Below are 12,261 nucleotides of genomic sequence, written 5' to 3' on the forward strand. Positions count from 1 at the left end.
GGTGTCCGTCCCCGCGTGAAGACCGCATGCGCGTCAGTGCACCAAGCGCGCCGCCACGCTGTCGAGGTCGTAACCGAAGCCGCCGTCGAGGCGACGCACGATGTCGGCGCTCGCCGCGGCGTGCAGGAACGCCGGGGTGATCTGGTAGCCGTCCGCGGACACGCCGATGTGGCTGGCCGTGCGGCTGTCGCCTTCGGCCTGGCTGATCAGGTCGCCGAACGCGACCACGCGCAGCACCAGCGAGGCTTCCTCTTCCAGCGTCAGGCCATGCCCGCCGATCTGGCGCGCGATGACGTTCATGCCGGTGCAGGCGAGATCGTCGCCGTCGTACTCGCCGACCGGCATCGCGCCGTTCATCACCGCCTGGAACACATCGATGCCAAAGTTCAGCAGCGCGGGATCGACCGCGACCACATCGACCACATGACGCGGCAGTTCGTCGTACCGTTGGATCTGGGGCATGGCCGGCTCCTCGGTTCGTCGGGGGAGGCATCCCTTCTAGGCAAGCGGGCCGAAACATGGCGTGACGAGCGCCGATGCACGGTATTCACAAGCCGGAACCGTGGACAACGCGGCGACCACGACAGCGCTACCATCGGCGCATGAGCACCTCCGCCGCCATCCGATTCACCGCCCCGCTGCACCGCCCGGCCGAACCCAAGGGCGCCACGTGGACCTTCCTGGTACTACCGCAGGCCGCCAGCGCGAAGCTGCCGGCGCGCAGCATGACGACGGTGGAGGGCACGTTCGCGGGCCAGCCGTTCCACGCCACGCTGGAGCCGGATGGCGAAGGCAGTCATTGGTTGAAGGTCGAGAAGGCATTGCGCGAGGCGGCCGGTGTCGCCGCTGGCGACAAGGTCGACCTGGTGATCGCGCCGGTGAAGGACGAGCCCGAGCCCACCGTGCCCGCCGATATCCGCAAGGCGCTGGCCGCCGCACCGGAAGCGGAAGCCGTCTGGGCCAGCCTCACGCCGGTCGCGCGTCGCGACTGGATCCACTGGATGACCTCCGGCAAGAAGGCCGAGACGCGGGTGAAGCGCATCGCCAGCGGCTGCGACATGCTCGCGTCCGGCAAGCGCCGCGCGTGCTGCTTCGACCGCTCCGGCATGTACAGCAAGGGCAACATGGGCGCGCCGGTCGCGGCGGAGTGAGCCGACGCGCCCTCGTCACCGGCGGGCGTAACGTTCCACATATGCGACGGCTGCAGCGCAGCCGTCTTCGCTGCGCATCCGGCTACCGAGGTCCGCGGCTCGGCGGCGTGCGCTGTCGCTGCCTGCAAAGACGACCGCTTCACGGAGTTTGCCGGCCGTGATCGAAGCGCCCTTCAGTGTGTGGGCCATCACCCCGGCATCGCGCAGGCGCGCATTCCAGAAGAACTGATCGCCGGCGAACGGCACGATGACCGACGGGATGCCGGCGCGACACGTGGAGTGTGTGGTGCCTGAGCCGCCATGATGGATCGCCAGTGCGCAGCGTGGCAGCAGCCAGTCGTGCGGCACGTGGCCGATGGCATGGAAGTTCGCCGGCAGCCGTGTCGTGTCGATGCCGCTCCAGCCCGCGTTGAACAGCGTGCGCCGCGACCCTAGTGCGCCGACCACGGCATCCACGAGCCTCGCATTGTCGAAGCCGGCCATGCTGCCGAAGCCGACGTAGACCGGCGGGTCGCCTTCGTCGAGGAACGCGCGCAGATCGACCGAAGGCATGAACGCCGACGCCAGGGGCGGTATCCATTGCCCGCAGACATGCGCGTTGTCCGGCCAGTCGTCGGGGCGCGGCACCAGCGCGGGCGACACGCCGTAGAGCATCGGGTGGTCGGTCCACAGCGCGAGTCGGGGCGGCAATCCCGTTTGCGCACGCGCTTCGTTGGTGGCCTTGCGGAACACCTGCCAGCTCAACCGGCCGAACAGCGTGTGGCTGGTGTGGTTGAACAGGCGCGGCGGCGTGAATGGCAGGAACGGCGACGCGAAGGTCGAGGTCGGCGAGATCGGGATCAGCATCGCGCCGATCGCCGGCACGCGCAGTGCTTCGGCGGCCGACAGGCCGACGAAGGCGGCCAGGCCGGAGACGATGATGGCATCGCAGCCGCGACCGGCTTCGATCGCCTGGTGCAACCAGTCGCGGCTGTGTGCGATGGTGAGGCGGGACAGATTGCGGGTGATGTCGCGCATCGCACCGTCGGCGGCGATGGTCGCGCGGATATCGCCGGCCAGCGCCCGTGCCGGCACGCCGAGCGCCTGCGCGATGCCGAGCGTGCTGGCGTCGCCGAGCAGCTCGACCTCGTGCCCGGCCTGCATCAGCGCATGGCCCAGCGCGGCCAGCGGGCGTGTGTCGCCCTCGGTGCCGTACGTGATGATCAGCAGCTTCATGCGGGGAGGATACGCACGCGGGATCGCCGTGCAGTGAAGCGGCAGGTGGGCCGGGACCTCAGGGAAGGAGTGGCTGCGTGCCGTCGGCGTGGATCATCACCAGGCGCTTGCTCCGGAACGGCAGGCTGACTTCCACCGTACGCGCATCATCCAGGCGCGTGCCCTTCACCATTGTCGTGCAGTCGCCGCGGATGGGGCAGCGGTCAATCACCACCTGCAACGCATCACCCATCGTCCGGTAAGACACGCCGGCAGCGTAGTAAAGACTTTCCGGCGGCGAGACGAAGCGGATCCGCACGTTGCCGTCATCGCCCGCCTGCACGATGACCGGCTGCACGGCGTTGCGGGAATAGTGCGGTTCCAGTAGCGCGCCTGCGCAGGCGGTGACGGACGTCAGCAGGATGACCAGCACGCCGAGTGGCAGGAGAGAGCGGTGTGTCATCGCGCGTGATCCTCTGGCGGGCCCTGTTGCCCGATGCCACCCGACTCTAGGGCGTACATACGTGTAGGACAAACCAGCGGTCTTCATCCGCGCACATGTACGGCGGAAAGAAGAAGGCCCGCTTGTGCGGGCCTTCGTCCGTGTTGCGTACACCACGCTGCCTTACTTCAGGCCGCGGTGCTCCAGCAGCGGTTCGACGCTGGGATCCTTGCCGCGGAACTCGCGGTAGGCGGTCGCGAGATCGCGCGAGTGGCCGATCGACAGCACCTTGTCGCGGAACGTCTGGCCGTTCTGGCGGGTCAGGCCGCCGTTCTCGCGGAACCACTGGAAGGCGTCGTGGTCGAGCACTTCCGCGCCGAAGTAGGCGTAGTAACCGGCCGCATAACCACCGCCCCAGATGTGGCTGAAGTAGCTGGTGCGGTAGCGCGGCGGCACCGCGGCGATGTCCACCTTGTACTTGGCCAGCGCCTGCTTCTCGAACGCGTCGACGTCCTGCTTGCCGGCGCCGGCCGGCTGCAGATGCCACGCCAGATCCAGCAGCGCGGCCGACAGGTATTCCGTGGTCGCGTAGCCCTGGTTGAACGTGCGTGCCTTGACGATCTTGTCGACCAGCGCCTGCGGCATCGCCTCGCCGGTCTGGTGGTGCTTGGCGTAGTTGGCGAACACCTTCGGGTCCAGCGCCCAGTGCTCGTTGAACTGCGACGGGAACTCGACGAAGTCGCGCGGCACGTTGGTGCCGGCCACGCTCGGGTACTGCGTCTTCGAGAAGAAGCCGTGCAGCGCATGGCCGAACTCGTGGAACAGCGTGGTGACGTCGTCGAAGCTCAGCAGCGCGGGCTGGCCGGCGGCAGGCTTGGTGAAGTTCTCCACGTTGTAGACCACCGGGATGTCGCCGGTCAGGCCATTCTGCTCGACGAAGTTGCCCATCCACGCGCCGCCCTGCTTGCTCTCGCGCTTGAACGGATCCAGGTAGAACAGCGCCAGCTGCTTGCCGTCGGCGTCCATGATGTCGAACACGCGCACGTCCGGGTGGTAGACCGGGATGTCCTTGCGCTCCTTCGCGGTGATCCCGTACAGCTCGTGCGCGGCGAAGAACACGCCGTCCTTCAGCACGCGGTCCAGCTCGAAGTACGGCTTGATCTGCGATTCGTCCAGGTCGAACTCGGCCTTGCGCACCTGTTCGGCATAGAAGTCCCAGTCGGCCGCGCCAGCGGTGAAGCCGCCCTTCTGCGCGTCGACCACGCCCTGGATCTTGGCCAGCTCGGCGCGCGCACGCGCGGTGGCGGCGGGCACGGTGTCGGTCAGCAGCTTCAGCGCGACTTCGGGCGTGCCGGCCATCTGGTCGGCGATGCTGTAGGCGGCGTAGTTCGGAAAGCCGAGCAGCTGCGCCTTGCGCGCACGCAGTTCGGCCAGGCGCTGGATCGTTGCACGGGTGTCGTTGCCGTCGCCCTTCTCGGCGCGGCCCAGCGAGGCGGCCATCAGCTGCTCGCGCAGCGCGCGATCCTTCAGCGACCCGAGCGACGGCTGCTGCGTGGTGTTCTGCAGGCTCAGCAGCCACTGGCCGTCCTTGCCGGCCGCCTTGGCGGCATCGGCCGCAGCAGCGATGGCGCCTTCGTCCATGCCGTCGAGCTTCACCTTGTCGGTCACGAACACGCCGCCCGCATTGCCGGCCGCCAGCAGCTTGGTGCCGAACGCGGTGGTCAGCGAGGACTCCTCGCTGTTGAGCGTGCGCAGTTCGGCCTTGTCGGCGTCGGACAGCTGCGCGCCGGCGCGGACGAAGCCGTCGTAGGTGTGCTCGACCACGGTCTTCTGCTCAGGCGTCAGGCCGAGCGTGTCGCGCTGGTCGTAGACCGACTTCACGCGGGCGAAGAGCTTCGGATCCAGGTGGATGCTGTCGCTGTGTTCGGCCAGCTTCGGCGCCAGCGCTTCTTCGGCGGCCTGCAGCGCGGGATTGGTGTTGGCGCCGGTCATCGCGAAGAACACGGTGGTCGCGCGGGTCAGCAGCGTGCCGCTGCGCTCCAGCGCCTCGAAGGTGTTGGCGAAGGTGGCTGGCTCGGCGTTGTCGGCGATGGTGCGCACCTCGGCGAGGTGCTGGCGCATGCCTTCCTCGATCGCCGGCTGGTAGTCGGCGTCCTTGATCTTGTCGAACGGCGGCGCCTGGAACGGCAGCGCGCTGGCGGTGAGCAGGGGATTCGCGCTTTCGGCGGGCGTGGTGGCGGTGGCGGGCATGGCGGATTCGGCAGCGGGGCGGTCGCCGCAAGCGGACAGGGCGACGGCGATGGCGGAGGAGAGCAACAGCGTACGCAGCATGGAGAGGCTCCGGAACGGACAGCGGGAAGTACGACGGGATCGCCCGTCACGGTGGTGGACCGGCGCATAGCGTGCGCCAGTCCACGCCGGTTGGGGAGTGCCCCGGTCGATCCGCCGCGATGGGCAAAGCGCACGCCGTGGCGCCACCGGTGGACAGGGCCGGAAGGACGGATGCGGTATCCTCCACGCCCCCCGCAGGAATCCATCCGATGAGTCAGTCCGACGACAAACCCGGCAAGGTGAGCCAGGCGCAGGCCGAAGACGCCGTGCGCGTGCTGCTGGAGTGGGCGGGCGAGGACCCCACGCGCGAAGGCCTGCTGGATACGCCCAAGCGCGTCGCCAAGGCGTACCGGGATTGGTTCAGCGGCTACCAGATGGATCCGCGCGAGTACCTGGCGCGCACCTTCGAGGAAGTCGCCGGGTACGACGAGATGATCGTGCTGCGCGACATCGAGTTCGAAAGCCACTGCGAGCACCACATGGCCCCGATCATCGGCCGCGCGCACGTGGGCTACCTGCCGGACGGCAAGGTGGTCGGCATCAGCAAGCTGGCGCGCGTGGTGGACGTGTATGCGCGCCGCTTCCAGGTGCAGGAGAAGATGACCGCGCAGATCGCGCAATGCATCCAGGACGTGCTGCAGCCGCGCGGCGTGGCCGTCGTGGTCGACGGCGCGCACGAATGCATGACCACGCGCGGCGTGCACAAGCGCGGCGTCAGCATGGTGACCAGCAAGATGCTGGGCACGTTCCGCGAGGATGCGCGCACGCGCGCGGAGTTCCTGCGGTTCATCGAGACGGGTCACAACCGCCGTTGACGGGTGCCGATGTCCGATCCAGGTGGAGGGGTGGGTGTGGGAGCGACGTAAGTCGCGATGAATCGCCGCGGAGGCCCCTTCGCGACTTACGTCGCTCCCACAAACAGCCAGCCCTGCCATGACCCTCTGCCCCTGCGGTACCGGCCGCGACTACGCCGCCTGTTGCGGCCGCTACCACGCAGGCGAGCCTGCGCCCGATGCCGAGTCACTGATGCGCTCGCGCTACAGCGCCTTCGTGCTCGGCGATGCGGACTACCTGCGCGCCAGCTGGCATCCCGATACGCGCCCGGCCGAACTGGGGCTGGATGCGGCGGGTGCAGCGAAGACTACGTGGCTGGGGCTGTCAGTGAAATCGCACCGCGCCACCGGGCCGGAGACGGCCGAAGTCGAGTTCGTCGCGCGCTACCGCATCGGCGGCGGCAGCGCGGTGCGGATGCAGGAGTCGAGCCGCTTCGTGCGCATCGACGGCCGCTGGTACTACCTCGACGGCGAGCATCGCTGAGCGCTTCGGCGCGTGCCGGCGTGCCTAGTCCAGCAACGCGAAGGTGCCGGTCCGGTCGAGTGCCTGCACCTGTGCGCGCGTGCGCTGGATGGCCTGGTGCCCGGGTTCGAAGGTGGCTTCCACGTGGGCGAGGGCATCTGCCAGCAATGCGCGGGCGTGGTCGCGGTCGTCGGCTCGGAGCGCGATCATCGCGCGCAGCATCAGCGCGTTGCGCAGCACGAACCGGTTGTTGATGGTGGTCAGGTGCTGGCGCAGCGGCGCGACGAGGTCGGCCAGCAGCGCGTCGGCGTGCGTGTGATCTCCCTCGTCGTAGGCGACCCGCGCGAGCAGGTAGTGGTTGTAGAACCCCATGCTGTACGCCGGCGGATAGGCTTTGAGCGCGCACTCGTTCAGTTCCAGCAACCGCTGGGCGCGTGCCCTGTCGCCGTCGCCCGCGCGCAGCATGAGACCCTGGGCCAGCGTGATCCGGTACAGGGGTTGCAGCGGGAGGTGGCTGCGTTCATGCGCGTCGTGTACCCGCTCCATCAGCGCGATGGCTTCGTCCAGCGTGGCGGCGCGCGAGGCGATGTCGTTCGACAGGATCAGGCGTCGGGCGAGCATGTTGCGGACGCGCAGTACGGTCTCGTGCCGTTCTGGGTAGGTGGCGGTCAGCAAGGCCTCGGCACGGCGCAGCAGTGCGACGCCGTCGCTCTCGTTGGCACGGCCGAAGATGCCCAGCAGCGAGCGCACGCGCAGCACGTCGGCGAACTCCGGATGCTGCTCCCCATAGTGCTGCCGGACGATCCGCTCGGCGTGTTCGATGGAGGCCGCGCACGTCTCGAGCTGGCCACCGGCGCACTGCAGGTTCGCCACCACGCGCCAGGCGCGGCCCACCAGCGGGTGCGCGTCGCCCAGGCGGCGCCGATAATCGGAAAGCAGGTCGTCGGCGATCGTCTGGCCCTCCTCCACGCGGTCCTGCAGCAGCAGGTTCTGCGCGCGGATGCGACGCGCGTCGTTGGCGACCAGCGGGAAATCCCTTTCGGCCAGGGCGATCGCGCGCTGCAGGTCGGCATCGGCCTCCGCGAACCGGGCCAGGCGCGTGCTCCAGTAGCCGCGCAGGATCAGCAGTTCCGCCTGCGAGGACGCCCGTCCGTGCTGCCCGGCCAGTGCCAGCGCCTCGTCCAGGGCGCGGCGTGCCGCGTCCGGTTCGGCCAGGTCCCAATGGCTGCGCGCCAGTTCGGTCAGCAGTTGCAGGTGGGCCGTCGCGTTGTCGGCACCGTCGGGCACGGCCAGCCCTTCCCGAGCGGCGGCCTGCGCTTCGCGCGGCTTGCCGTGCAGGTTGAGCAGCGCGGCCAGCGTGGCCTGTGCCGTGGCCCGGGCCGCGGGATCGTCGCCCTGCAGCCGTGCAGCTTCCTGCGCAAGCCGGACCGCACGCGGATAGTCGCCGAGCACGCTGTAGTTGCGCGCCAGCATCGACAGCCCGCGCGCCAGCACGACCGGATGCTCCTGCAGCGGCAAGGCGCGGACCCGGCGTTCGGTGTCCTGCAGCAGCGCGCGCGACGACAGCGGCGTATCGCCGAGGCCCGACACGGTGGCATGGCCCAGCATCTGTTCGAATACCTGCGACAGCGCGAGGCTGGACCGGGTCTCGTCGGCCGCGCTGCGTTCCCGCCAGGCGATCACGCCCAGGCTGCCCGCCATCACCAGCAAGGCCAGCGCGACCAGCGACGCGGTCAGCCGGTGGCGCTGCAGAAGCCGCCCCGTGCGATAAGCCATGCCTCCGGCGCGCGCCTGCACGGGGCGTTGCTGCAGCCATGCCGCCAGATCGTCGCGCAGGGCGGCGATGGACGGGTAACGCTGCCCGGGGTCGCGCGCGATGCAGCGCGCGGCGATGGCATCCAGATCGCCCGACAGCGCACGCGCCAGCTCGCCCGACGTGTCGAAGCCGCGGGCCAGCGCGGTGGATGAGGCTCCCTGCGCCGCGAGATGCGACATCAGCGAAGGACGATGCTCGTGCTGCATCAACACGGTCGACAACAGGCGCGTGGACGCATGCGGCAATACGCCGCCTAGCAGGCGGTACATCAGGATCCCCATCGACCACACGTCCATGGTGACGGCGGGGAGGGCGCCGGCCAGCGCTTCGGGCGCGGTGTAGCCATCGGAAGCCGCGAGCCGTGGCACGGCTTCAGGGCTCGCGAGCGAGACGGTCAGGCCGAAATCCAGCATCTGCACCTGGCCGGTGTCGTTGACCATCAGGTTGGAGGGCTTGATGTCCTGGTGCAGCACCAGCCGTTCGTGGGCGTAGGCGAGGGCGTCGCAGGCCTGCACCAGCAGTTCCACGCGCCGGCGCAGCCCGGCGCCGCGGGCGTCGCACCAGGCGTCGATCTGTGCGCCGTGCACGTAGCGCATCGCGAACCAGGGCTGTCCGTCGGGCTCGACGCCGCCGTCGAACAGCGTGGCGATGCCGGGATGGTCCAACGCCGCGAGCGCTTCGCGCTCACGGCGGAAGCTCTCGACCAGCCGCGGCGATGTCAGTTCGCCGCGGATGCACTTCAGCGCGACGCGCTGCTGGTACTGGCCGTCGTCGCGCCAGGCCTCGTACACCGTGCCCATGCCGCCGGATGCCAGCACGCGTTCTATCCGCCACGGCCCCAGCCGGCTGCCGACCCGAGCGTCCGCCGCGTCGCTGATCATCAGCGCAGACGATCCTGGGGACAGCGCGTCCAGGGCGATCCGCGGCAATGAATCGTGTTCGCCCGCTTCCAGGGCTTTGTCCGACGCCAGCAGCGCTGCCAGCGCACGGTGGGTATCCGGGTCGCGTTCCAGGAGTCCGGCCAGCAGGGTGGCGCGCTCTGCGGGCGACATCGCCACGCAGTCGTCGAACAGCGCCAATGCACGGGCGAATGCCGGGCTCATGCCGGTCGGGTAGAGAGGGAGTGGGAGTGCGCCAGGCGACCGGTGCGATCGAATGCGGACAGCAGGTCTTCCAGTCTTCGCGCCGCCGGGTGTCGTGGGCCGAACGACGCCTTCGTGTGCCGCAGGGCGTCGACCAGGAACACCCGCGCCTGCCTCCGGTCGCCGCGTCCGGCGGCGATCTCGGCGCGCAGCAGCCAGGCATCGCGCAGGGAGAAGCGGTTGCTGGTGACGGCCTGGTGGCGTGCGAGCCCGGGCAGCAGGGCGAGTACCCGCGCCTCCGCACCCGCGGCATCGCCTTCGCGGAGCAGCAACTGCGCCTCGCACAGCCCGTCGCTGAAGCGCGCGCTGTAGCCTTGCGGATAAGGTGCCATCACGCGCAGGTTTTCCGCGAGCAGGGCGCGCACGCGCGCGCGATCGCCGGGGGCATCCCGCGTCAGCAGCGCCTGCGCCAGCGTGGACCGGTGGTTCGGCCGCAGCGGCACCCCCGTCGCGCTCTGCCGCGCCAGAGGTGCCTCCAGCAGGGCGAGCGCTTCGTCGAGGTTGCGCGTGCGTGCCTGCGGACTCGCGGGACGTACCGCGAGCAGGCGGCTGCCCAGTTCGGTCTGCATCTTCTGGGTATGTTCGTTGCCGCGGGGATACCACGCCCGCATGATGGCGTACGCGCGCCGCAGCAGCGGAATGTCCGCGTCGGACTCGGGCTGCCGCCATGCGGCCAGCTGCGACCGGATGCGGAGCACGTCCGCATAATCCGGATGCGACTCGCCTAGCGACTGGCGCACGACCACGTCGGCGCGTCCGATGGAGGTCGCGCACGCGTCCAGCTGCGCGTTGACGCACTGCGCATTGGCCAGGCGCCACCATGCGCGGCCGACGAGCGGATGCGCTTCACCGAGCCGCTTGCGCGCCTCTTCCAACTGCACACGCGCCACCTGTACCGCCTCGGTCGCGCGTTCCTCCAGCAGCAGCAAGCCAGCCAGCGAATGGCGCGCCTCGTTGGCGACCAGCGGAGCGCTCGCGCCAGCCAGGGCGATGGCCTGCTTCATGTCACTCTCCGCGTCGCGGATGTGGCGCAGGCGGGCGTGCCACGAGCCGCGCTGCCGGTGGAGTTCCGCCTGCGCGACGCGGTTGCCCGATTGTTGCGCGAGCGCCATGGCCTGTTCGAGCGTCTTCTGGGCCTGCGCCCGCTGCAACTCGTTCCATTCGCTGCGGGCGATCTCCATCATCACTTGCAGCCTGACAGGCCGCTCATCGTCGGGCAGCGCCGCCAGCGCGAGCCGCGCTACCTGCTGTGCCTCCGCATGCTTGCCCTGCAGATTGAGCAGGGACGCCAGCGTGGCCTGGTCCTGCGCATCCGCGACCGGATCGCCCGCGGTCAGCGCCGCCGCCTCGCGTGCGAGCGCGGTGCCGCGCGGATAGTCGCCGAGTACCGTGTAGTTGCGGGCGAGGATCGCCAGGCCACGCGACAGCACGGCGGGATGCTGATCGCCGGCGACGGCCCGTATCCGCCCTTCCGTATCCTGCAGCAGTTCGCGCGAGGTCAGCGCGGTATCCCCCAGTCCCGACAGCGTGGCTATGCCCAGGTCTGCTCGAACACGTCCGACAGGGCCAGCGTCGCGGCCGCCTCGCGCGCGTTGCGCTCGACCTGCCAGGCCGCGACGCCCGCGCCGACAACACACGTCACCAGGAGCAGGCCGGCCAACCCGACCGCGATGCGATGCCGGCTGACGAAGCGACCGCCGCGATACAGCACGCCTCCGTTCCGCGCCTGCACGGGACGTCGCCGGCGCCAGGCGAGCAGGTCGTCGCGCAAGGCGATGGCCGATGCATAGCGTTGCGCCGGATCGAGCGCGATGCAGCGCAGTGCGATGGCATCCAGATCCCCGGCGAGTCGGTGCGCCAGCGTGCGCCCGTCGCGGTGGCCGCGCACGCATGCGGCCGCGGCGGGCATGTCGCCGGCCACCTGCGACATCGACGCCGCCCGAGGAGGGGTGCCCTCCTTCATCAGCCACCAGGGCGAGGCGGTGACGGGCAGTCGATCGCACAGCAGCCGATACATCACCATGCCGAGCGACCAGAGGTCCGACGCGACGGTCGGACGATCGTCACTCGTGGCTTCCGGTGGCGCGTAGCCTTCGGAGATCGCCACACGGGGCGCCGGCGTGTCGACCGCCAGCGATGCCGTCAGGCCGAAGTCCAGCAGTTGCACTTGCGCGTCCGGCGTCACCAGCAGGTTGGTCGGCTTGATGTCCTGGTGCAGGACCAAGCGTGCGTGGGCGTACGCCAGGGCATCGCAGGCCTGTACCAGCAAGTCGATGCGCTGCTCCACGCTGGCGCGGTGCCGGTCGCACCATTGGTCGATCGGCATGCCGTCCACGTAGCGCATCGCGAACCACGGACGCCCGCTGACGTCGATGCCGCCATCGATCAGCGCGGCGATCCCGGGGTGCTCGAGCGATGCGAGCGCTTCCCGCTCGCGCAGGAAGCTCTCCACCAGCCTTGGTGACGACAGTTCGTGGCGCATGCATTTCAGGGCCACGCGTTGCCGGTACTGGCCGTCGTCGCGCCAGGCCTCGTAGACCGTCCCCATCCCGCCGGTCTCGATCACCGCATCGATCCGCCAGGGGCCGAGCCGTTGGCCCACGCGCGGATCGGTGCCGGCAGGGCTGGCCTCGTGCTGGAACAGCTGGTCGGTCAGTCCGTCCAGTGCATGTTCCGGCGCATCGTTACCGGCCAGGTCGTCGTCGGTCGCCAGCAGGCGTTGCAGCGCGTCGTGCACGGCGGCGTCCTCGGCCGCCAATGCGGCCAGCGCGCGTTCCCGCGGTGCAGGCGCCAGCGCGACGATGTCGTCGAACAACGCCAGGGCCCGGATGTAGGCCGGAGTCACGGAGACGTCCCGGCGGCACCGGCCGTCAGCGCACGGCGAACCCG

The 12,261-nt window shown here is 69.8% G+C and carries 10 protein-coding genes; 3 read left to right on the plus strand and 7 right to left on the minus strand.

Annotated elements, in window-relative coordinates:
- Nucleotides 1-33 precede the first annotated feature (33 nt).
- A complete protein-coding gene (locus IB230_RS17330; RefSeq protein ID WP_192274119.1) occupies nt 34-462 on the minus strand; it encodes a hypothetical protein in 429 nt (142 codons plus the stop codon).
- 140 nt (nt 463-602) lie between these two features.
- Between IB230_RS17330 and IB230_RS17335 the strand changes: the two genes are divergently transcribed.
- Nucleotides 603-1,151 (plus strand): YdeI/OmpD-associated family protein, encoded by a 549-nt coding sequence (locus IB230_RS17335; protein ID WP_192274120.1) that lies wholly within the window; start codon nt 603-605, stop codon nt 1,149-1,151.
- A 15-nt stretch (nt 1,152-1,166) separates the two neighbouring features.
- Here the strand turns inward: IB230_RS17335 and IB230_RS17340 are convergent, their stop codons facing one another.
- The 3 genes from IB230_RS17340 to dcp all read right to left on the minus strand — a co-directional run bounded on the left by IB230_RS17340 (nt 1,167) and on the right by dcp (nt 5,118).
- Entirely contained in the window at nt 1,167-2,366 is a 1,200-nt protein-coding gene (locus tag IB230_RS17340; RefSeq protein WP_192274121.1) for a glycosyltransferase, read from the minus strand.
- A 58-nt stretch (nt 2,367-2,424) separates the two neighbouring features.
- Complete coding sequence (locus IB230_RS17345; protein WP_192274122.1) at nt 2,425-2,808, minus strand: hypothetical protein; 384 nt, start codon at nt 2,806-2,808, stop codon at nt 2,425-2,427.
- A 162-nt stretch (nt 2,809-2,970) separates the two neighbouring features.
- Nucleotides 2,971-5,118, minus strand: a complete 2,148-nt coding sequence (gene dcp / locus IB230_RS17350) for a peptidyl-dipeptidase Dcp (RefSeq protein ID WP_192274123.1) — start codon at nt 5,116-5,118, stop codon at nt 2,971-2,973.
- Nucleotides 5,119-5,327: 209 nt separating this feature from the next.
- Between dcp and folE the strand changes: the two genes are divergently transcribed.
- Both folE and IB230_RS17360 read left to right on the plus strand, forming a co-directional pair.
- Nucleotides 5,328-5,933, plus strand: coding sequence for a GTP cyclohydrolase I FolE (gene folE / locus IB230_RS17355; protein WP_192274124.1), 606 nt, complete (start codon nt 5,328-5,330; stop codon nt 5,931-5,933).
- 118 nt (nt 5,934-6,051) lie between these two features.
- Nucleotides 6,052-6,435, plus strand: coding sequence for a YchJ family metal-binding protein (locus tag IB230_RS17360; protein WP_192274125.1), 384 nt, complete (start codon nt 6,052-6,054; stop codon nt 6,433-6,435).
- Nucleotides 6,436-6,459: 24 nt separating this feature from the next.
- Here the strand turns inward: IB230_RS17360 and IB230_RS17365 are convergent, their stop codons facing one another.
- The 3 genes from IB230_RS17365 to IB230_RS17375 form a co-directional block, all read right to left on the minus strand.
- Complete coding sequence (locus tag IB230_RS17365) at nt 6,460-9,333, minus strand: serine/threonine-protein kinase (RefSeq protein WP_192274126.1); 2,874 nt, start codon at nt 9,331-9,333, stop codon at nt 6,460-6,462.
- Nucleotides 9,330-10,802, minus strand: coding sequence for a hypothetical protein (locus IB230_RS17370; RefSeq protein ID WP_192274127.1), 1,473 nt, complete (start codon nt 10,800-10,802; stop codon nt 9,330-9,332). The genes IB230_RS17365 and IB230_RS17370 overlap by 4 nt, the downstream gene beginning before the upstream one ends.
- A 101-nt stretch (nt 10,803-10,903) precedes the next feature.
- On the minus strand, nt 10,904-12,217 hold the full coding sequence (locus tag IB230_RS17375) for a serine/threonine-protein kinase (protein WP_192274128.1): 1,314 nt from the start codon (nt 12,215-12,217) through the stop codon (nt 10,904-10,906).
- Nucleotides 12,218-12,261: the final 44 nt, after the last annotated feature.

Origin of the sequence: Pseudoxanthomonas sp. PXM01, from assembly GCF_014851815.1 — a bacterium.
GTDB lineage: Bacteria > Pseudomonadota > Gammaproteobacteria > Xanthomonadales > Xanthomonadaceae > Pseudoxanthomonas_A.